Raw genomic sequence first — 21,472 nt, forward strand, 5'->3', positions numbered from 1 at the left:
CTCTCTTCGTGCTCCTGCTCGTGGTGGTCGCGGCCGGCCTGATCTATGTCACGGCGCTGGGGGTGCTGCACCGATGAGACGCTTTCTGCGCGAGAACGCGATCGGCGTCGTCTTCGGGCTGCTCTTCCTGATCGTGCTGGCCGGGCAGGCGTACGCGGGCCTGGCGGTCTTCAACGAGGGCCAGCGCGCCTCCGGGCTGCCGGACGTCTCGTTCTGGCGTTATGTGACCTCGGCCGGCTTCGGCGTCGACGTGGCGGAGAACTGGCAGTCCGAGTACCTGCAGTTCTTCCTCTTCATCGTGCTGACCGTGTGGCTGCTGCAGAAGGGCTCGCCCGAGTCCAAGTCGCTGGACAAGCCGGGCCGCGAGACCGAGAAGCAGCAGAAGATCGGCCCGTACGCCGATGAGAACTCCCCGAAGTGGGCGCGTGCCGGCGGGTGGCGTACGTCGGTGTTCTCGAACTCGCTCGGTCTCGTGATGGGTCTGATCTTTCTCGGCTCGTGGCTGGCGCAGTCGGTCGCCGGGGTCGTCGCCTTCAACGAGGAGCAGCTCAGCGAGCGGCAGGACCCGGTCTCGTGGGGTCAGTACGTGCTGGAGCCGGATTTCTGGAACCGGACTCTGCAGAACTGGCAGTCGGAGCTGCTCGCGGTGGCGTCCATGGCGATCCTCGCCATCTACCTACGGCAGCGCGGGTCGTCGCAGTCCAAGCCGGTCGGATCGGCGCACGAGGCGACCGGGGTCGAGGGCTGACCTCCGGCTTTGTCCAGCATCGGTCGGATGTCCGACGGATCGACCATCGTCAGTTCTGTCGGCTCCGCGACGAATGTTAACTTGACGGCCAGACGTACCGAGCACCTGCTGGTCACAGGGGGCGGCCTTGACCGAGCATGCCGACGCACACCAGTTCTTCCACCGTGTGGTCGGGATCGACCTCGGCACCAGCTCCTGCGCGGTCTCGGTGTGGGACGGCACGCAGCTGCTGATGGTCCGCGGCCCGACCGGCGCCGCCACCCTCCCCGCCTCGGTGGGGCAGGACAGGGCGGGTCAGGTGGTCGCCGGGGTGCCACCGGCCGAGGACGCGGAGAACGTGATCGCCGGCATCAAGCGGCGCCTCGGCACGGGAGAGAACATCCGTTTCCGAAGCCGTTCCTATCAACCCCGTGAGATCTGCGCGTTCCTGCTGATCGAGCTCAAGCGGCAGGCCGAGGCGTTCGTCGGCGAGGCGATCCACGACGCGGTGATCACCGTCTCGGCCGCGGCCGGGGAGGCCCAGCGACGGGCGTTACGCGAGGCGGCGGGGTTGGCTCAGCTCAACGTGCGGCGGCTGCTGGAGGATCCGGTGGCCGCCGCGATGGCGCTCGGGGTGGGCGCCCGCCCGGGCACGTACGCGATCTACGACCTGGGCGGCGGCACGTTCGACGCGTCGGTGGTGCGGGTCGCCGACGGCACGGTCGACGTCCTGGGCACCTCGGGCGACCAGCGGCTGGGCGGCGACGACTTCGACGAGCTGATCGTCGGGTACGCCCTGCGGCAGATCCGCGAGCGGCACCACGTCGACCTGAGCATGGACGCGACCATCCGGCAGCGCATCCGGTGGGAGGCCGAGATCCGCAAGCGCGAGCTGTCGGTCGCCGACACCACGACCCTCGAGCTGCCGGTGCTGACCGCCACGGTCAGCGCCAGTGTGCCGCTGAGCCGCCGCGCCTTCGAGGCGATGATCGAGCCGGACGTGCAGCGCTCGCTCGACCTGCTCACCGAGGCGATCGCGGCGGCCCGGGCGGCGCACGGCGTGGGGTGGGGCGACATCGACGAGGTGGTGCTGGCCGGCGGCTCGACGCGCATCCCGGCAATCCGCGACCGGCTGGCCGGGTACTTCGGCTGGGGCGCGGCCCGCATCCGGGTCGACCTCGACCCCGTCGAGATGGTCGCGCGCGGGGCCGGGCTGGTGGCCCGCGACTACGAGCCGGCGACCCTGTTCGAGGGCTCGCCGGTCGGGTTGCTCAGCGCCAGCCTGCGCTTGCGGGCCGAGCTGGCCGCGCCCGAAACACCGGCGGCGGAAGAAGAGCCGGCCGAGACGCCCGACCCACCCGGGCCGCCGGGACCGCCGGCCGAGACTCCGGCCGACTTCCGCCGGGTTGCCGAGGCCACATACATGTTGTTGCTGCAGGACGGGGACCTGGGCCCGCTCGGCGCGGCGTACGGCGCCTTCATCTCCGCGGTGCTGGCCGCGGCCCCGGACGCCCGCCTGGCCGAGCTGGGCCGGCGGCTGAGCGCGGAGTACGAGCGGGCGTCGGGCTAAGGTCACGGCATGTTGATCAGTTGTGGCGCTCCGGTTGCGGGGGCGTGGGCCGAGCCGGCGACGCTGGGCGAGTTCGCCGAGCGGGCAGAGGCTCTCGGCTATCACGGCCTCTGGTCGTTCCAGCGGCTGCTGGTCGGGGTCGATCAGCCGATGCTCCCGGTCTATCACAGCGTGCTCGACCCGCTGATCGCGCTGACCTGGGCCGCCGCCCGCACCAGCACGATCCGCCTGGGCGTCGCGGTGATCAACATCCCGTACGTCTCCCCGGTGCTGCTGGCCAAGCAGGCCGCCACCCTCGACCTGCTGTCCGGCGGCCGGCTCGACCTGGGCCTGGGCACCGGCTGGTCGCCGCCCGAGTTCGAGGCCACCGGCTCCGACCCGAACCCGCGGGGCAAGCGCCTCCGCGAGTACCTCGAGGTGCTGCGCACGCTGTGGAACGACCCGGTGGCGTCGTTCACCGGCGAGCTCTATTCCGTGCCCGAGAGCACCACCGGCCCGCGTCCCGTGCAGCCAGGCGGCCCGCCGGTGCTGCTCGGGGGCACGGCCGACGTCGCGTTGCGGCGGGCCGGGCGGCTCGGGGCGGGCTGGGTGAGCAGCAGCCGGCTCAGCTTCGACGACATCTCACGCGGCGCCCAGATCGTGCGGCGCGCGGCCGAGGAGGCGGGCCGGGACCCCGATGCCGTACGGGTCGTGGTGCGCGCCGTGGTGCGTCCCGGTCTGCGCGACGATGCCGTCCCGCTGTCCGGGGACTGGGATCAGATCCGCGCCGGCGCCGAGCTCTACGCCGAGGCGGGGGTCACGGAGCTGTTCTACGACCTGAACTGGGACCCGCTCATCGGGGCGCCCGACGCCGATCCGGTGGTGGCCCGGGAGCGGGCCGGCGAGATCCTCACGGCGCTGGCGCCCCGCCCCTGACGATCACTCAGCGTGGCGAGCTTGATCCGGCCGTGCCATGCCCCGTTCACCCGGTGTCGTCGCAGCGAACGCGGGGGGTGGCGGGGGTGCCCGCGGGCCTGCGGGCGGTTGCCGGCTGTCGCCCGGAGGTAGCAGGTTGTCGATGGGTCATGGTCATCGGCGAAGACGTGGTTCGAAGTCTTATATAGCGTCGAATGGAGGGGGTATTCGTTATCGAAATGGCGGTCGTCTTCCTATGGGGCTCTTTCCCGGCCCCACGAAGAGTAGTTCCGGCGACACGCCGAGGCTTCGGAGATCACCGTCGAACCGCGTCCCGGAACGCGGGATGACCGTCGATACGGCCCCGGGGTGACGTGCCGACCGAAGATCTTGCGCTACCTGGGCCCATGTGCCGGAGGAAACCACGGCGGCCACTCGCCATGATCGACATTGTCGCGAAACCGGGCGGAAACAGCGGCCCGCCGCGTCGGCGATGCGACTTTGATAACTTTGCGCAACAGTACGATTGCCCTCTGGTTTTCCATAACGGACATCGGAGTCATATATGGCAGTCGATACGGGCGATTTCTCCGCTGGAGTGGCGCTTCGCACCCTACGCGGGCGGCACCGGCAGTGAGGTTGAGCATCCAACCCTTTCAGCGGGCTGTTATTCATTCGATGCGTCAACTCATTTCCTACGAGCCAGTTCCGGGCTACCTTTCCCAGCGCAGCATCCGAATACCTCTCACGCGCGGCGCATGTGAGGTGTGTCGTCCGATGGAGGTGACCGACGCGTGGAACCGCTGATCGAGGAAGCCGAGCTTGCCCGGGCCGGCTCCCCGACCGATGCCATGACGAGCCCGGACACCGCCCCTGAGAAGAAGGTGGACACCCGGCGTAAGTCTCCGACGCAGATCGCCCTCGCGCGGCTGCGCAAGGACAAGGTCGCGGTGATCTGCGCGAGCATCTTCCTGTTCTTCGTGCTGATCGCGATCTTCGCGCCGCTGCTGGCGAAGCTCGAGGGGCAGGATCCCACGACCCTGCACCAGGACCTGATCGACCAGTACGGCTATCCGACGATCGCGCCGAACGGCGAGCACTGGTTCGGCGTCGAGCCGCGCCTGGGCCGCGACCTGTTCGCGCGTTTCGTCTACGGCGCCCGGCCGTCCTTGATCGTGGCCTGCTCGGTCACGATCATCACGACCATCATCGGTGTGGTGGTCGGCCTGCTCGCCGGTTTCGTCGGTGGCTGGCTCGACCGCATCCTCTCCTGGGTCATCGACTTCGTCCTGAGCCTGCCCTACCTGCTCTTCGCGATCGCCGTGCCGGCCGTGCTGCTGTCGATCTTCGTCGGCACCTCGGAGAACGCGGCCACGCAGGACGTGGCGAACGCCCGGTTCTACAGCCTCATCATCGTGCTCTCCTTCTTCGGCTGGGCGAGCCTCGCGCGACTGATCCGCGGCGAGGTGCTCTCCCTGCGCGAGCGTGAGTTCGTCGCCGCGGCCAAGGTGCTCGGCGTGCCGACCCACAAGGTGCTCTTCAAGGAGCTGCTGCCCAACCTGGTGGCTCCCATCGTCATCTCGGTGTCGATGGCTCTACCGAGCTACATCGTCGTCGAGGCCGGCCTGACCTACCTCGGCGTGGGTCTCACCGAGCCGACTCCTTCCTGGGGTCTGACGATCTACGCCGCGCAGGCCTTCTACCGGGCCGATCCGCTCTACCTGTGGATCCCGGTGGCGGCCATCACCATCCTCGTGCTCTCGCTGAGCCTTCTCGGCGACTCGATCCGTGACGCATTCGATCCCCGCACCCGCCGGTGACGTGGTGACGCCCAGTATGAGAAGAGGAGAAATGGCAAGGCGATTCAATGTTGCCGTGGCTGCCACTGCCGCCGTGGCACTCGGCCTGGCGGGCTGCAGTAGCCCTTCGTCGAACAACGACTCGTCCAACGGCTCGTCCGACGCCGGCAAGATCACGACGCAGTCCAACGCGACCGACCCGAACGCCAAGGGCCCGGCCAAGGAGATCCCGGGCGCCCGCCCGGGCGGCGTGCTGAACGTGCAGGCGCAGACCACGCCGAACACGTTCGACCCGACCGACATCTACTACGTCGACTCGAACCAGATCGGCAAGCTGCTGTTCCGCACGCCGACCCAGTTCGACATCCGCGACGGCAAGCCCACCCTCGTTCCCGACCTGACTGACCTGGGCACCCCCTCGGCCGACAAGCTGAGCTGGACGTTCAAGATGCAGCCGGGCATCAAGTACGAGGACGGCACCGAGGTCAAGGTCGAGGACCTCGCGTACGCGATCAAGCGGTCGTTCGCCCACGACATCTACGTCAACGGCCCGGCGTACCAGCTGAGCTACTTCAAGGACGGCGACAAGTACAAGGGCCCGTACAAGGACGGCACCACCTACGCCGGTGTGGAGACCCAGGGCACCGACACCCTGATCATCCACCTGGCCACGCCGTTCCAGGACCTGCCGTTCTACATGACCTTCCCGATGTTCACGCCGATCCCCGAGGCCAAGGACACCAAGCAGGAGTACAAGAACAAGCCGCTGGCCACGGGCCCGTACAAGTTCAAGAGCTACCAGGCCGGCAGCTCGCTGGTGCTCGAGAAGAACACCAACTGGGACCCGAACACCGACCCGGCCCGCCACCAGTACCTGGACGGCTACAACTTCCAGTGGGGTGTCGACGCGGTCAAGTCGCAGACGGCCGTCCTCAACAGCAACGGCCAGGACGCCAACGCGATCAACTACGACGTCCTCGACGCCACGCTGATCCCGCAGCTGACCGGCGAGAAGAAGTCGCAGCTGGTGCAGGGTGAGAGCCCCTGCACGATCGTGTGGCAGCTCGACAGCCGCAAGATCCCGCTGGAGGTCCGTAAGGCGATCGCCAAGGCGTACCCGAACGACCAGATCTGGAAGGCCGCCGGCCTCAACGACTACGTCGCCGAGCCGGCCAGCACCGTTATGCCGCCGTCGGTCCCGGGCTACGAGAAGTACACCCCCGTCGCCGACCTGACCGGCACCGGCGCCGGTGACCCGGCCGCCGCGAAGGCCATGCTCGAGGCCGCCGGCAAGGTGGGCTTCGAGGTCAGCTGGTACTTCGACAACCAGAAGCCGCAGACCCAGCAGGTCAGCCAGATCCGGGCCGACGCGTTGACCAAGGCCGGCTTCAAGGTCAAGCCGATCGGAACCTCGACCGCCGACCTGCGGACCAAGAAGGGCGACTACGACGCCCCGGTCAACATGGGCCAGAGCCCCGGCGGCTGGTGCTCCGACTGGCCGTCCGGTGGTTCGTGGTTCCCGGTGCTGTTCCGTTCGCAGAGCATCGCCGAGGGCCAGAGCTGGGGCATGCTCAGCGACAAGGCTCTCGACAAGGAGATCAACGACATCGCGAACCTGCCGGCCGAGGAGTCGACCGCGAAGTGGGCCGCTCTCGACAAGAAGATCATGGAGCAGTACATCGCGGTTCCGCAGTACTACGACAAGCTGGCCGTCGTGAAGGGCACCAACGTCGGTGACACCACCGGCGACCCGACGATGGGCATGCCGAACTTCAGCAACATGTACCTGAAGAGCTGAAGCACCGGTAGTCAGCTGTAAACCCGGGGTGGTCCGGTCCGCTAACCGGCGGACCGGACCACCCCGGGCGTAAAAGTGGCCTCTCGGCGTGTCGGGCTACCGGCCCTGCGCGCCGTGATCAGAGAATCCGGGACATCCACCCGGCGCCGTGTGGAAAGAGGAGCAAGCGGTGCTGCTGTACATCTTGAAACGCGTCCTGAGCGCGATCTCCGTCGTGATCGTGACGCTGGTGGCCAGCTTCGCGTTGTTCTTCCTGGCGCCGACCGATCCGGCGGGCGTGATCTGTGGCCCCCGCTGCACCCCGGAACGCGTCGCCGACATCGAGGCGAGCCTCAACCTCGACGAGCCGCCCCTGGCCCAGATCGGCGCCTACATGAAGGGCATCGTCGTCGGGCGGGAGTACTCCAGCGGCGGCTCCACGCAGCACTGCGCCGCCCCCTGCCTGGGCTACTCCTACACCCTGGGTCAGCCGGTGACGAAGCTGCTGGCCGCGGCGCTGCCCGTCACCATCTCGATCGTCATCGGCGGAGCGGTGGTCTATCTGATCGTCGGCATCCTGGCCGGAACGATCGCCGCGCAAGTCCGCGGCACGTCGCTGGACAAGGCCGTGGTCGGCACGACCCTCTTCGTCCAGTCGATCCCCTACTTCGTCTTCGCCCTGCTCGTCGCCCTCTACGCGACGTTCCTCCCCGACTCTGGCTACCACCCGTTCCTGGACGATCCGCTGTTGTGGGCCAGTGGCCTGCTCGCGGCCTGGCTGTGTGTGGGCATCACCAACGCGGCCGCGTACACCCGATACTCGCGAGCCTCCATGATCGAGGCGCTCGGTCAGGACTTCGTACGCACCGCGACCTCCAAGGGCATCAGCCGGCGTCGCGTCGTGTACCGGCACGGCCTGCGCGCCGGGCTCACCCCGGTCGTCACCATCTTCGGTATCGACCTCGCGTTCCAGTTCACCGGCGCGATCTTCACCGAGACCATCTTCGGACTGCCCGGGCTCGGTCAGCTCACCCTGCGGGCCTTCGGGCAGTACGACCTGCCCGTTCTCATGGGTGGTGTGCTGGTCGGCTCGGTGGCCCTCGTCGTCATGAACCTCGTGGTGGACATCGCGTACACGTTCCTCGACCCCCGGGTGCGCCTCGGATGATCCCGGCCCGCACCCAGGTGTTCTCACCCCGCAGCACGAAGGCGGCAGCATGAGCGACCAGAGCACCCCGGCCCCGCACACGGTGGCCCGCGTTCCCCGCACCCCCGCGGCGAACGAGGAGGCCTACCTCGAGGTCACCGATCTGCAGGTGCAGTTCCCGACCGCGGACGGCCTGGTCCGCGCCGTGCAGGGCCTCAGCTACTCGGTTCCGCTGCGCCGGACGCTGGCCATCGTCGGCGAGTCCGGCTCCGGCAAGAGTGTGTCCAGCATGGCCGTCATGGGCCTGCACGACCGCAAGGTCGCCCGGATCTCCGGCTCGATCAAGGTCGGCGGCCGCGAGATCGTCAACATGAGCGACAAGGAGCTCGAGGGCTACCGCGGCGGCGACGCTGCGATGATCTTCCAGGACCCGCAGTCCTCGCTGCACCCGTACTTCACCATCGGCGACCAGATCATGGAGTCGTACCGGGCGCACCACAACGTCAGCAAGCGCAAGGCCAAGGACCGCGCGGTCGAGATGCTGGGCCGGGTCGGCATCCCCAACCCGCGCCGCCGCGTCGACCAGTACCCGCACGAGTTCTCCGGCGGCATGCGGCAGCGCGCGATGATCGCGATGGCGCTGGTCAACGACCCGAAGCTGCTGATCGCCGACGAGCCGACCACGGCCCTCGACGTGACGGTGCAGGCGCAGATCCTCGACCTGATCTCCGACCTGCAGCGCGACTTCGGCTCCGCGGTCGTCTTCATCACCCACGACTTGGGTGTGGTGGCCGAGATCGCCGACGACATCCTGGTCATGTACGCCGGCACCGCGATCGAGCACGGCCCGGTCAACAAGATCCTCGGCGAGCCCCTGCACCCGTACGCGTGGGGTCTGCTCGAAAGCATCCCGGCGCTGACCGGGGAACCGCAGCCGCTGCACCCGATCCCCGGGTCGCCGCCGAGCCTGCTGGCCGTGCCGACCGGCTGCCCGTTCCACCCGCGCTGCGAGTTCAAGGACCGCGTGCCGGGTGACCTGTGCACCACCCTCAAGCCCGATCTGATCCCACGGACCGGCGATCTGGGCCGCACCTCGCGGTGCCACCTGAAGGAACCCGACAAGGTCTTCGAGACCGAAGTCCTGCCCCGGCTGCCGTAAGAGGACCGATCATGACCGCAACCACCACCGCCAAGTCCGGGGTCCGCTCGGTGCCCGGCGCGCCGCTGCTGCAGCTCGACGGCGTCAAGATGCACTTCAAGACAAAGGGCGACGGCTTCTTCGCCCGCGGCACCAAGTGGGTGCAGGCCGTCGACGGCGTCGACCTGACCATCGCGCCCGGCGAGACCGTCGGCCTGGTCGGCGAGTCGGGCTGTGGCAAGTCGACCACTGCCCGCCTGATCACGCGGCTGCTCGAACCCACCGCGGGCGAGATCCGCTATCAGGGCGTCGACATCGCGCACATGAGCGAGCGGCAGCTGCGCCCGTACCGCCGCGAGATCCAGCTGATCTTCCAGGATCCGTACTCCTCGCTGAACCCGCGCCACACCGTGGGCACGATCGTCGGCACCGCCCTGCGCACACACGACATGGTGGCCAAGAGCGGCGAGCTCAAGCGGGTGCAGGAACTGCTCGAGGTTGTCGGCCTGAACCCGGAGCACTACAACCGCTACCCGCACGAGTTCTCCGGCGGTCAGCGCCAGCGCATCGGCATCGCCCGCGCGCTCGCCGCCCGCCCCAAGATCATCGTGGCCGACGAGCCGGTCTCCGCGCTCGACGTGTCGATCCAGGCCCAGGTCATGAACCTGCTGGAGAGCCTGCGCAAGGAATTCGGCATCGCGTTCGTGTTCATCGCGCACGACCTCGGCGTGGTGCGGCACTTCTGCGACCGGATTGCCGTCATGTACCTGGGCCGGGTGGTCGAGGAGGGTCCGCGCGACACGCTCTACGAGAAGCCGCAGCACCCGTACACCCAGGCCCTGCTCTCGGCGGTGCCGGACATCGGCGTGGTGCGGGGCGTGCCGCCGAAGAACCGGATCCGCCTGGTCGGCGACGTGCCCAGCCCGGTCGACCCGCCGTCGGGCTGCCGGTTCCGCACCCGCTGCTGGAAAGCGCAGGACATCTGCGCCACCGACGACCCGGCCCTCATCGAGCGGGCCCCGGCCCAGCGGGTGGCCTGCCACTTCGCCGAGCCGCCGGTCGAGTCGATCATCGCCGAGACGGCCTGAGCCTGGTGGTCCCCCCGCCCGCTCCCTCCGTCTATCGCACCAAGGCGTACCGGGTCCGGCAGCGCTCGTTCGTCGCGCTGGCCGGGCTCGGCCTGCTGGCCACGGGCTACGGGCTGGGCCGCTGGCAGGACTCGCCCGTCCCGGCCGCGGCCGTGCCGCCCGTGGTGGTGACCAGCGCGCCCTCGGCTGCTCCCTCGGCGGCGCCGCCCACGACCGAGGCCCCGGCGCCGACGGTCTATCCGAAACTGGAGGCCGAGGCGGCGGACGGCAACGTGGGCATCCAGTCCCAGGAGACGACGGACGAGGGCGGCGGGCAGAACGTCGGCTGGATCGCGGGCGGCGACCAGCTGCGCTTCGACAACGTCGACTTCGGGCCCGTACCGGCGACGAAGCTCGACGTACGGGTGTCGAGCGACGCCGAGGGCGGGCGCATGGAGATCCGGCTCGACGGCGCCGACCAGCCGCCGATCGGGACGCTGAACGTCACGCGTACGGGCGGGTGGCAGAACTGGCGGACCGACCAGGTCGACATCACGCCGACCGCCGGCAAGCACACGGTGTTCCTGACTTTCGCCCGCGACGACGGCGGCGAGTTCCTCAACATCAACTGGCTGCGGTTCGTGCATTGAGAGAGCCGCGCTGTCGCGCGGCTCTCTGTCTCAGACTGCTGTCAACGCCGCTTCTCTCACCACCGGGATGGTGAGGGTCACGACTCCGTTGTCGCACTGGGCCTCGAGGCGATCGGTGTCCAGGCTGTCCGACTCGCGCAGATCGACCTCGCGGGTCACGGGGGCGCCGGCCGGCTGACCGGCCTCACCCTCCGCCGCGCGGCGCTCGGCCCGAATGGTCAGGACGCCGTCGTCCACCGAGACGTCGATACCGGCCCTGTCGATGCCCGGCAGGTCGATGTCGACGAAGAAGGTCCCGTCGATCCGGTACGCGGCGAGCCGCGCCCCGGAGCTGCGGGTGCTGTCGAACACGCGGCACGTGAGCTGGTCGAGCTCGCGGACCGTCGCGCCGTGAGGCGACATGGTGGTTCCTCCAGGCGGAGTTCTTCTCGGCTGGATCGGGCGGGGTGGGCCCGGTCCGGTATGACCAACGGAGATTGTGGTCCTCGGATTCCCGTTTGGACATGACCGGCGTCACGATGCGGCCTGTTACCTCATTACGATCCGTTGTCGTCGAGCCGGAAGTCGTCGAACTCGAAACCCGGGGCCACGACGCAGCTAACCAGAACATATTCCGTGCTCGCGGGCTCCGCCGCCTGCCACACCCCGGCCGGCACGAGCACCTGCGGATGGTGCCCGTCGCCGACACCCAACGTGACGGTCCCCTCCTCGGCCGGGTGCTCCCCGTCACCACCGAAGCGCAGCGTCAGCGGACCGCCGGCGTGCCAGAACCACAGCTCGTCCGAGCGCACGACATGCCAGGCCGAGGCCTCACCCGGGTGGAGCAGGAAGTAGATCGCGGTGGCGGCCGAGCGTTCCCCGGCGTACCCCTCGGGGTGGAACGTCCTCTCCGACTTGTAGGTCTGCCGGAACCAGCCGCCCTCGGGATGGGGCTGAAGGTCGAACTGCCGGGCCAGCGGCGGGCGCGTGTCACTCATGCCGTAACCGTAGTGGCTCGAACATGTGTTCTATAGTGTCGCCGTGGCGATCCTGCATGCCGACCTCGACGCCTTCTACGCGTCGGTGGAGCAGCGCGACGACCCGGCCCTGCGGGGGCGTCCGGTGCTGGTCGGCGGTGGGGTGGTGCTCGCCGCGAGCTACGAGGCAAAGGCTTTCGGCGTACGCACCCCGATGGGCATCAACCAGGCCCGCGCGCTCTGCCCCCGGGCGGTCGTGGTGCCGCCGCGTATGAGGGCGTACACGGTGGCCAGCAAGGCCGTGTTCGAGATCTTCCGGGACACCACGCCCCTCGTCGAGGGCATCTCGATCGACGAGGCGTTCCTCGACGTGGGCGGTCTGCTCCGCGTCAGCGGCACCCCGCGCGAGATCGCCACCCGCCTGCGGGCCGAGGTGCGCGCCCAGGTCGGGCTGCCCATCACGGTCGGCATCGCCGGGACGAAGTTCCTGGCCAAGGTGGCCAGCGCGGTCGGCAAGCCGGACGGGCTGCTCGAAGTGCCGGCCGGGGGCGAACTCGCGTTCCTGCACCCGCTGCCGGTCGAGCGGCTGTGGGGCGTCGGCCCGGTCACCTCGGCCAAGCTGCGCGACCGGCGGGTCAACACGGTCGGCGACGTCGCCCGCATCGGCGAGGCGGCCCTGGTGTCGATGCTCGGCCCCGGCTACGGGCGGCACCTCTACGCGCTTGCCCACAATCGAGACCCCCGCCGCGTACGGGTCGGGCACCGGCGCGGCTCGATCGGCGCGCAAAGTGCCCTGGGACGCCGGCCCCGCCCGTTCGCCGAGGTCGAGGCCACACTCGACGCGCTGGTCGACCGGGTCACCCGGCGCATGCGCGGCGCCCAGCGGGCCGGCCGCACGGTGACGCTGCGGCTGCGCTTCGACGACTTCGGCCGGGCCACCCGGTCGCGGTCGCTGCTCAAAGCCACCATGCAGACCCGCCTGATCCAGGCGACCGCCCGTGACCTGCTGACCGAGGCCCGCGAGCTGATCGCCGCCCGCGGCCTCACCCTGGTCGGCGTGGCAGTGAGCAACCTCGACGGCGACGGCCACGTGCAGCCCTCCCTCTTCGACGACGCCGACGACGACCGTCTCGACATCGCCATGGACGCGGTCCGCGACCGCTTCGGCTCGACCTCCCTGACCCGAGCGGCCACCATCGGCCGCGAACTGGGTCCGTCGGTGCCGATCCTCCCGGACTGAGGTCCACCCGCCCGAAGTTGTCCACAATCCTTGGTTGTCCACGTTGAGATGCTGGGTGGGCCTCGGCGGCGGGTTTTGACTCGTTGTCCACGTGGCGTCTGCGGTAGAACTGGTGGATCTTCGGTGATGGTCTGACCCGTGTTCCACCGGCGTCCGTGTGACTGCCTTCCGGCTGAACTGCCGGCCGTCGCCGAGGCCACCACCAGGCAGGGAACGTGACTTGACAGGAGCTTGGCTAGAAGCCCCGTCAACGTGCTGTCCACCCCTGCCCGGCGGTGTGCCACCCGGTTCAGAGCAATGAAGGGCAGCAGGCTCCACGATGCCAGAACAAACCATCGAGGTGATCGGTGGTGTCGACACCCACGCTGACACCCACACCGCCGCGCTGATCGACCAGACCGGGCGGCTGCTCGGCCGTGAGCAGTTCCCCGCCGATGTGGCCGGCTGTCAAACGCTGCCGGCCTGGATGCGCAGCCACGGACCGATCCGGGCAGTCGGCGTCGAAGGCACCGGCAGCTACGGCGCCGGCTTGTCGCGTCACCTGCACCAGGAAGCTGTCACCGTGCTCGACGTCGACCGGACCGACCACAAAACCCGCCGCCGACGCGGCACGAGTGACCCCATCGACGCCGAAGCCGCCGCCCGATCAGTGCTGGCCGGCACCGCGACCACCATCCCGAAAACTCGCCACGGCATCGTCGAGGCACTCCGCGCGATCACCGTCACCCACGCCGGCGCGGTTCGCGCTCACACCGCGGCCAAGAACGCGGGCTGTGGGTTATGGGCCGGCGGAGACCCGCACGTTGCAGTAGAGGCTGCCCAAATAGACCGTTTTTCGGTCTGCCGGGTCGAGCAGCACGGCGCCGGTGCCGGCGGCGGCCTCCCGGGCGGCCAGCGCGCGGCCGTCGGTGGCGTCGTGCAGGGTGAGGTCGCAGGAGTTGTTGCCGTGGTCGTCCAGCACCTCCACGGTGACCTGGCCGCTCACGGGGAACGCGTCGGTGTCACCCAGCCGTTCGGTGGTGAACGGCAGCGTGGCCGTTCCCGCGCCGGGGCGGTGCAGCACGATGCAGCCCGGGTCGTTGGCGGACGTGCGGAACTGGCCGGATTCGCGCACCTGGAATGCCGTTGGGGAGAAGAGGCCGGTCGGGATCGGCAGGGGGCGGCCGCTGTCGACGTGGGTGAGCGTGACGTCGCAGCCGTTGTCCTTGTCCTGGATGTTGTCGTCGATCGTCAGCCGCCACGGCGCCTGGGCGGTGAAGTTCTCGCTCGAGACCCGCCCCTCGCCGCTGCTGCCGTTGTCGTTGCCGAGCAACACGAAGGCGAGCGCCGCGCCGGCGATGAGGATCACGGCGGCGGCTGCGGTGAGGAGCGTGCGCCGCCGGGACGACCATCCATTCGCGGCCGCGATCTCGGCAGCGGCAGGCGGTGACTCAGGGCCGGCGGCGGACTTGGCGTCCGCGGCGGGCGGCGACCCGGCGTCGGTGTCGGGCTCCGGGGCGGGCGGCGATTGCTCGCCGGTCAGGGCGGCGGTGGCTGCGCCTGACACCGTACGGCTGTCGTCCTTGGACAGATGCTCCAAGGCCTCGCGGGCGGCGAGCGCCATCCCCGCGTGCCGGCCGTGGGCGAGGCGGGCCAGTTCCTGGACGGCGCCGGCCCGGACGCCGCTGATGGGATGGCCGATGACCGCTTGCAGTTCCGGGGGCAGCGGCGCGGGTTGTGTCACCGGGCGGCTGCGGCGGGCCACGTACAGCTCGCCCTGCATTTCGACGTCGCGGCTCGGGGTCTGGTGGGGGTTGCGTTCGCGGACCCGGTCGAAGACGTAGTCGTAGAGCTCGTTCAGCGACACCCAGCCGTCCTGGTCGCGGTCGGCGTCGCCGGTGGACAGGCCCTCGACCAGCGCGGAAGTGAAGACGGACGGGCGGCGGCTGTGGTCGTCGGCCAACTGGTCGCCCTCGAAGGCGTACTCCATGGCGCTCGACGCGGTGATGACCGCGCGCCCGCGGCTGCCGCCGGGGAAGTTGTCGAGCACGTTGACGTCGCCGGCGGCCCGGACGGTCACGCCCTTGCTGAACGCGCCGCCGTAACAGCAGTCGAGCAGCAGGACGATGCTGCGCGACCGGCTGGCCAGCATGCAGCGCTGCACGAAGCCGGCCGACACGGCGGTCGACTCGAGGCGGTTCGGGCGGGTGTTGCGGGTGGCGAAGAACAGCTCGCCGGAGTCGCCCTTGAGCCCGTGGCATGAGAAGTGCAGCAGCAGCACGTCGTCGGGGCGGCTGTCGGCGAACAACTCCTCGATCTGCTCGCGAATCACGTGCGCGGGCTCGTTGCGTACGACATGCACCTGGAAGTCACCGATCGCGGCGTCACCGAGCACACCGGCGAGCGCGTCGGCGTCGGCCTGCGGCGCGAGCAGATGGCCAAGCCCCTCGTGGTCGTAGGTGTCGTTCGCGACGATCAGGGCCTTGCGCGCGGCGGTCATCAGGTGCCGTGCCGGCTCACGAAGAGGTCTATGAGCCGCCGCTGGTCGTCGGCGGTCGCCTCGGACAACTCGAGCACGTCGTCACCGAGCTCGAGCCGTACGGTGCGTTTGGTCCCGTCCGAGCGCCCGAGCCATCCCCGTACGGCCTCCACGACCGACCGCAGCACGTCGGGGTTCTGCCCGATCAGGACCAGGATCGCGCCGACGGTCTCCGTGGCGAACGCCCGCGAACCCGGCGGGGGAGGGCCGGCCGGAAGGGCCCGTACGTCGTCGATGTCGAGCTGCCGCAGCTCGGAGCGCAGCTGCCCGGTCAGGGTGCCGAGCCGCTCGGCGTCCGCGCCGTCCTCGGACAGGAAGACCCGCATTCCGTCACTCATCGATCCACCATGCACCCGCGGTAGTGGCATGGGAACTATCCGAAAGGCGACCCTGCTCCGACGGGTGCCCGAGCCGGTGCGGCACACTGGTGCGGGTGCGGAAGATCTTCCTGATCGGGCTCGGCGCGGGCGACCCCGACCACCTCACTCTGCAGGCGGCCAAGGCCATCGGGCGTACGGACGTCTTCTTCCTGCTCGACGACGGCGAGCCCCGGGCGAGCCTGGCCGACCTGCGGGAACGCATCGTCCGCGGCTACTCCAAGCCGAGCCGCCGCACGGTCGCCGGGCGCTCCCCGGCCGATTCGCAGGCGGCCGAGCGAATGCTGGCCGAGCACCTGAAGGAGGACGAGACCGGCTCGTTCCTCGTCTGGGGCGACCCCACCCTGTACGACCTGTCGCCTGCGATCCTCGAGGAGGTGCTGGCCCGGGGCACGGTCGAGTTCGAGTACGAGGTGATCCCCGGCATCAGCAGCGTCTCGGCGCTCGCGGCCAAGCACCGTGTGCCGCTCAACAGGTTCCAGGTCATGACCGGCCGGCAGCTGGCGGAGGGCTGGCCCGAGGGCGTCGACGAGCTGGTCGTCCTGCACGACGAGCAGCAGGCCTTCGCCGCCCACCCCGACGCGGACATCTTCTGGGGCGCCTACGTCGGGACGCCCGACGAGATCCTGCGCTCGGGCCGGGTGTCCGAGGTCGCCGGCGACATCGCGAAGACTCGCGCGGACGCCCGGACCGAGCACGGCTGGATCCTCGACACGTACCTGCTGCGCCGGCCGCGGGCTCATTAGTTGACGACGGCGGCCCGGCGGCCCGGCAGGCGGAGGATGAGGTAGGTGCCACTCTTTTCGCAGCCGGGGGCCTAGACTCTCGAACCCGTGAGACTCTTAGCCCTGGCCGGCCTCGGCGCCGCCGTACTCGCCCTGACGGCCTGTGAAAGCAACGAGTCCGTCTGGACCGCGCCGGGCACACCGCCCGCGTCCTCGGCAGCCTCGTCGGCCGGGCCCTCGGCGGCCCCCTCGGTGGTGCAGCCGGCCGCGTCCGAGGCGGCCCGGGTCGGCGCCTCCGGCAGCGGCTGCGAGCTGCCCGTGACGTTCGGGCTCGCCGAGTCGTACAAGCCCAAGGCGGTGAAGGTCGAAGCCGGGAGCGCGCTGGCCGAGCTCGCCGAACGCGGCCCGTTCACCATGGTCTGCGAGATCGACGCCAAACCGGCCGGCAACATCGGCTTCCTGCGGGTCTACACCGGCTCGTCCGACGACCTGCGGGCCGGTCTGACCGCGTTCGCCGGTGACGACGCCCAGGGGTTGCTCTTCCGCAACGTGCGGCTCGGCGCCCTGACCGGGTCCGAGGTGCGGTACAAGGCGAAAGACCCGGTCGAGGGAGCCCTGGAACAGGAGCGGGCCTTCGCCGTACGGGCCGGTTCCGACGTGGTCGTGGTGGCTCTGGACAGCTTCGACAGCGGGGAGCACCAGGCGATGCTCCCCGCGTACGAACTGGCGAAGGTCAGCCTGCGACCGGCAAGCTGACCTCGGCCGGGCGTCGCGCGGTGGCCAGCGTGAACAGGGCCACCGCGGGCACCACGAACAGGCCCGCCACCGAGATGCCGGCCCCGACCGCCCGGCGCTGGGCCACGAACCCGGCCGGCGGGCCACCCGCCACCTGCCCGAGCGCGTCGGCCTGGGACACGATGGAGAACACCGTGGCCCGCGATTCGGGCGCCGTCGCCGAGACGAGCCACACGTTGAGCACCGGGCCGGCCGAGTCGCGCAGGAGGCGTACGCCCAGATAGAGCGCGACGGCCGTCCACCACTGGCCGGCGAACCCCAGGCCGATCATCCCGGCCGCCGTGAGCGCCTGCACCACGGCCAGCGCCTGCCCGGCCCGGTGCGGACGGAGCACGTCGATCCAGCGTCCGGCCAGCCCCGTCACCACGATCGAGCCCAGCGCGGCCACCATCGCCAGGCCGCCGAAGACCAGCTCGATCGGGTGGCCGCCGAGGAACGGGATCAGGAACGGCTGGCTCAGGCGGTCGAAGCCCTCGCTGCTCATGCCCGCGAACACCGTGCCGCCCAGGATCGCGGCCAGCACCGTGCTGCTGCGTACGGCCCGTACGCCGGCGGCGACCTGGCCACCCGAGGGCGCCTCGGCCGGGCTCCAATGGTTCTCGGTCATCAGCAGCGCGAGCGTGACACCGAGGGCCAGTGTGATGACCGCGCCCACGACGATCGGCAGCGCCGGCTCGATCGCGGTGAGCCCGACCGCGGCGACGATGCCGAACAGCGCGCCGGCCTGCGAGAACTGGCCGCCGCGAACGAACGCCCGGGTGACCCGTTCGGGTTCGATCTCGTCGGCGGCCCAGGCCTCCTCGGCGCCGTCGGCACAGACCGCGCCGATGGCCCAGATCACATTGGCAGCGAGAATCGCCCCGTACGTGGGGAACAGGCCCCAGACGAGCAGGCCGACGCCCATGAGCAGGTAGCCGGCGATGACCGACAGGCGGCGGCTGTACCGGTCGGCGATCACGCCGGTGGGCACCTGCGCCACGAAACAGACGGCCTCCATCAGCGTGCCGACAAGCACAAGCTGAAGTGGCGACAGCCCGACGACGGTCGCCTGATAGATCAGGTTGAGGGTGAAGGCGGTGCGGGACGCGAACGACCCGACGCCGGAGATGAGCAGGTAGAGCCGATAGGCAGACATGCGGAAGCGCTCCGGGATCGTGACGACCCGGTGCCGCGGGGTGTGGCGCTGCTGCTAAGGGGTCATCAGCCCGGCAGACGACACAGGGCACCGGTGAAGCGGACGATGCCGTGCGCAGTTGTCATGCCGCAGATGATCGCGGAGCGGGCCCACGGGGTCAACCGAGATGCGGCGCCGCGTGCCACAGCCCGGCCGATGAAACGGTCAGCGCGCGGAAGCCGGGGCAGGGGTGGCTTCGCCTTCGAGGAAGAGACGGCCGGCTTCGGAGGCGGGGACCGGGCGGGAGAAGTAGTAGCCCTGGGCGAAGTGGCAACCCATCTCGCGCAGCGCCTCCAGTTGGCCGAACTCCTCGATGCCCTCGGCCACGGTGTCCATGCCGAGGCTCTTGCCGAGCTGCACGATCGTGTCGGCCAGCGCGGTGTCGTCGGTGAGGGCGCCCAGCCGTTCCACGAACGAGCGGTCGATCTTCAGCGTGTCGACCGGGAAGCGCCGCAGGTAGGCCAGCGACGAGTAACCGGTGCCGAAGTCGTCGATGGCCAGCGTGACGCCGAGGGCCTTGAGGCGTACGAGCTGTTCGAGGTTGTCGTCGGTGTCGGTCATCAGCACGCTCTCGGTCATCTCGAGGCAGAGCTGGTTGGCCGGCATGCCGGTCTCGACGAGGATGCTCGAGACCACTTCGACCAGGTCGGCCCGGTCGAACTGGCGGACCGAGACGTTCACGGCCATCTTGATCGGGCGGTCCCCGGCTTCCCGGCTCCACGTGACGGCCTGGCGGCACGCCTCGCGCAGCACCCAGCGGCCCAGCGGCACGATCAGCCCGGTGGCCTCGGCGATCGGGATGAACTCGGCCGGCGGGATCAGACCGCGTGTCGGGTGCTCCCAGCGGGCCAGCGCCTCGAACCCGATGACCTCGCTGGTGGCCAGGTCGATGGTGGGCTGGTAGTGCAGGTGCAACTGCTTGCGTTCCACCGCCAGGCGCAGGTCGGCCTCGAGTTCGAGCCGCGCGACCAGGCCCGACAGCATCTCGGGGTCGTAGCTGGCGTAGCCGCTGCCCCCGGCCGACTTCGCCTTGTACATGGCCAGGTCGGCGTTGCGCATGAGCTGTTCGGCGCCGTCGGTCTCGCCGCTTTCGAGCAGTCCGGCGGCGGCCAGGCCGATGCTGGCCTGTACGTGGAGGTTGCGGCTCTCGCTGGCGAACGGCTCCTCGAGCACGTCGATGATGCGCCGCGCCACCCGTTCGGCCTCGGCGCCGTCGGCGGGCGCCTGGATGAGCACGGCGAACTCGTCGCCGCCGAACCGGGCGACCAGGTCGTCCTCGCGTACGGAGGCTCGCAGCCGGTCGGCCACCTGCACGAGCAACTGGTCGCCGGCCAGGTGGCCCAGGCTGTCGTTGACCTCCTTGAACCCGTCGAGGTCGAGGAAGAGCACTGTCACCTCGTCGTCGTCCGGCTTGGTGCGCAGCGCCTCGGCGACCCGTTCGCGGAACAGCGCCCGGTTGGCCAGCTGGGTCAGCGCGTCGTGGTACGCCTCGTGCACGAGCTGGTCCTGCAGTTCCTTGCGTTCGCTGATGTCACGGGTGTTGAGCACCAGGCCGGCCACGCTGGGGTCGCTGAGCAGGTTCGTGATGGTCATCTCGGCCTGGCGCAGCCGCTTGTCGCGGTGCCGCACGGTCAGTTCGAGCACGGTGGTGGCGTACGGGCGGCCGGCGACCTGCCGCAGCGCCTGGGCGAGACGGATGCCCGACTCGGGGTCGATCAGGTGGGTCAGGCGGCGGCCGGTCAGCGCGTGCGCCGGGTAGCCGAAGACGCGCTGCACCGACTCGCTCTGGTAGAGCACGTCGGCTTCGGGGCTCACCACGGTGACGACGTCGGAGCTGTGCTGCACGAGGGCGTGGAACCGCTGCTCGCTGGCGAACAGCTCGGCCGTGCGGGCGGCCACGCGGGCTTCGAGCGTACGGGTGAGGTTGCGGTTCTCGCGGAGGGTCAGCAGCTGCCGTCCCACCATGAGCAGGATCAGCGCCGAGCGGGTGTACGCGACGAACAGGTTGTTGTGCCCGGTCTTGGCGTACCAGACGACCGACGTGATCAGGGCCGCGAGCACCGCCACGTACGGGAGGAGGATTCCCACCGGTTGCCGGCTGTCCTCGTCGGTGGCGTCGTCGGTCTGCTTCACCGGCATGAGCGCGGCGAGCAGGATCAGCGAGAAGCCGGTGAACCAGCCGATGTCGGTGAGGCCACCCGTCCGGTACTCGCCGACCAGGTTGAGGTAGGCGTACGCGACGTCGGAGACAGCGAACGCCGCGATGCCGGCCCCGACCAGGGCGAGCTGACGGAACGTGCGGCCGCTGCGGCGCTGCCGCGCGAGCATGTACAGCACCATGGTCACGATGACCACGTCGCCCAGCGGATAGGCGAGGCTGACGTAGAGGGCAAGTCCGGCCCGGCCGTCGGCGAGCAGCGGCACGATCACGAAGATCCACGCGATCAGCACGAGCGAGGTGGCGATCATCAGCCCGTCGAGGAGTGCGCGGATCCGGCCGGCCAGCGTTTGCACGTGGCTGGGCAGCACGAGCAACCCGAGCGGGGCCAGCACGACCATGCCCAGGTAGCCGATGTCGGCGTGCGAGGGCAGCGACGCGTTCTGGCCCGTCAACGTGTAGACGCAGGCCGTCACCTGGCCCAGGCCCCAGCTGAGCACGCCGAGCCCGATCAGGGCCCAGCCCCAACGCCGGCGTCCGGTGAAGCGCCGGGCGGGGTGAACGCAGGCCACGGCGGCGGCGAGCGCGGCCAGGCAGAGGCCGAAGCCGGAGACGAGTCGAGCCAGGTCGGGACCGCCGATGCTGAACACGACCACGACGGCGAGGAGAACCGCGCCGACGACACCACACAAGCGGTACCAGTTGGCCGCGCGGGTGCTGGTTGCCATCAACGTCTCCCCAGATAGGTGGTCCCGCGGAA

At 69.9% G+C, this 21,472-nt stretch carries 18 protein-coding genes and 1 pseudogene; 13 read left to right on the forward strand and 6 right to left on the reverse strand.

What is annotated here, in order from left to right; translation table 11 throughout:
* Positions 1 to 73: 73 nt before the first annotated feature.
* From C8E87_RS23735 to C8E87_RS23775, 9 genes are all read left to right on the forward strand, one after another.
* Positions 74 to 748 carry a DUF6766 family protein gene (locus C8E87_RS23735; protein ID WP_133875133.1) on the forward strand — a complete coding sequence of 225 codons (675 nt, stop codon included), beginning with the start codon at positions 74 to 76 and terminating at the stop codon, positions 746 to 748.
* Positions 749 to 875: 127 nt separating this feature from the next.
* Complete coding sequence (locus C8E87_RS23740) at positions 876 to 2,297, forward strand: Hsp70 family protein (protein WP_133875134.1); 1,422 nt, start codon at positions 876 to 878, stop codon at positions 2,295 to 2,297.
* 9 nt (positions 2,298 to 2,306) lie between these two features.
* Positions 2,307 to 3,212, forward strand: coding sequence for a TIGR03619 family F420-dependent LLM class oxidoreductase (locus C8E87_RS23745; RefSeq protein WP_133875135.1), 906 nt, complete (start codon positions 2,307 to 2,309; stop codon positions 3,210 to 3,212).
* A 773-nt stretch (positions 3,213 to 3,985) separates the two neighbouring features.
* Positions 3,986 to 5,011, forward strand: a complete 1,026-nt coding sequence (locus tag C8E87_RS23750; RefSeq protein ID WP_203720454.1) for an ABC transporter permease — start codon at positions 3,986 to 3,988, stop codon at positions 5,009 to 5,011.
* A 55-nt stretch (positions 5,012 to 5,066) separates the two neighbouring features.
* Positions 5,067 to 6,788: an ABC transporter substrate-binding protein gene (locus C8E87_RS23755; RefSeq protein ID WP_203720455.1), complete on the forward strand. Its 1,722-nt coding sequence runs from the start codon at positions 5,067 to 5,069 to the stop codon at positions 6,786 to 6,788.
* Positions 6,789 to 6,957: 169 nt separating this feature from the next.
* Positions 6,958 to 7,935, forward strand: coding sequence for an ABC transporter permease (locus C8E87_RS23760; RefSeq protein ID WP_133875137.1), 978 nt, complete (start codon positions 6,958 to 6,960; stop codon positions 7,933 to 7,935).
* A 49-nt stretch (positions 7,936 to 7,984) separates the two neighbouring features.
* Positions 7,985 to 9,073, forward strand: a complete 1,089-nt coding sequence (locus C8E87_RS23765; RefSeq protein WP_133875138.1) for an ABC transporter ATP-binding protein — start codon at positions 7,985 to 7,987, stop codon at positions 9,071 to 9,073.
* Positions 9,074 to 9,084: 11 nt separating this feature from the next.
* Complete coding sequence (locus C8E87_RS23770) at positions 9,085 to 10,140, forward strand: ABC transporter ATP-binding protein (protein ID WP_275408939.1); 1,056 nt, start codon at positions 9,085 to 9,087, stop codon at positions 10,138 to 10,140.
* 5 nt (positions 10,141 to 10,145) lie between these two features.
* Complete coding sequence (locus tag C8E87_RS23775) at positions 10,146 to 10,769, forward strand: carbohydrate-binding protein (RefSeq protein WP_239079900.1); 624 nt, start codon at positions 10,146 to 10,148, stop codon at positions 10,767 to 10,769.
* A gap of 30 nt (positions 10,770 to 10,799) precedes the next feature.
* Here C8E87_RS23775 and C8E87_RS23780 read toward each other — a convergent pair whose 3' ends face one another.
* Entirely contained in the window at positions 10,800 to 11,171 is a 372-nt protein-coding gene (locus C8E87_RS23780) for an Hsp20/alpha crystallin family protein (protein ID WP_133875139.1), read from the reverse strand.
* Positions 11,172 to 11,305: 134 nt separating this feature from the next.
* Entirely contained in the window at positions 11,306 to 11,746 is a 441-nt protein-coding gene (locus C8E87_RS23785) for a cupin domain-containing protein (protein ID WP_133875140.1), read from the reverse strand.
* Positions 11,747 to 11,789: 43 nt separating this feature from the next.
* Between C8E87_RS23785 and dinB the strand changes: the two genes are divergently transcribed.
* Positions 11,790 to 12,965, forward strand: a complete 1,176-nt coding sequence (gene dinB / locus C8E87_RS23790) for a DNA polymerase IV (RefSeq protein WP_203720457.1) — start codon at positions 11,790 to 11,792, stop codon at positions 12,963 to 12,965.
* A gap of 319 nt (positions 12,966 to 13,284) precedes the next feature.
* Positions 13,285 to 13,671, forward strand: a pseudogene (locus C8E87_RS45670) (IS110 family transposase); the annotation flags it as partial.
* 72 nt (positions 13,672 to 13,743) lie between these two features.
* Here the strand turns inward: C8E87_RS45670 and C8E87_RS44630 are convergent.
* Complete coding sequence (locus C8E87_RS44630) at positions 13,744 to 15,444, reverse strand: caspase, EACC1-associated type (protein WP_203720459.1); 1,701 nt, start codon at positions 15,442 to 15,444, stop codon at positions 13,744 to 13,746.
* Positions 15,444 to 15,821 carry a hypothetical protein gene (locus C8E87_RS23805; RefSeq protein WP_203720460.1) on the reverse strand — a complete coding sequence of 126 codons (378 nt, stop codon included), beginning with the start codon at positions 15,819 to 15,821 and terminating at the stop codon, positions 15,444 to 15,446. Before C8E87_RS23805 ends, C8E87_RS44630 begins: the two co-directional genes overlap by 1 nt.
* Positions 15,822 to 15,916: 95 nt before the next feature.
* Between C8E87_RS23805 and cobF the strand changes: the two genes are divergently transcribed.
* A complete protein-coding gene (gene cobF, locus C8E87_RS23810; protein ID WP_133875142.1) occupies positions 15,917 to 16,606 on the forward strand; it encodes a precorrin-6A synthase (deacetylating) in 690 nt (229 codons plus the stop codon).
* Positions 16,607 to 16,693: 87 nt separating this feature from the next.
* Positions 16,694 to 17,341, forward strand: a complete 648-nt coding sequence (locus C8E87_RS23820) for a lipoprotein (protein WP_203720461.1) — start codon at positions 16,694 to 16,696, stop codon at positions 17,339 to 17,341.
* On the opposite strand, the gene C8E87_RS23825 is transcribed toward C8E87_RS23820, so the two are convergent.
* The gene (locus C8E87_RS23825; protein WP_133875143.1) at positions 17,319 to 18,515 is read right to left on the reverse strand and encodes an MFS transporter; all 1,197 of its coding nucleotides are present in this window, start codon (positions 18,513 to 18,515) and stop codon (positions 17,319 to 17,321) included. The two genes, C8E87_RS23820 and C8E87_RS23825, sit on opposite strands and share 23 nt — an antisense overlap.
* 204 nt (positions 18,516 to 18,719) lie before the next feature.
* Positions 18,720 to 21,440 (reverse strand): putative bifunctional diguanylate cyclase/phosphodiesterase, encoded by a 2,721-nt coding sequence (locus C8E87_RS23830; RefSeq protein ID WP_133875144.1) that lies wholly within the window; start codon positions 21,438 to 21,440, stop codon positions 18,720 to 18,722.
* Between the last annotated feature and the right edge of the window lie 32 nt (positions 21,441 to 21,472).

Origin of the sequence: Paractinoplanes brasiliensis (genome assembly GCF_004362215.1) — a bacterium.
In the GTDB taxonomy this organism is placed as follows: Bacteria; Actinomycetota; Actinomycetes; order Mycobacteriales; family Micromonosporaceae; genus Actinoplanes; species Actinoplanes brasiliensis.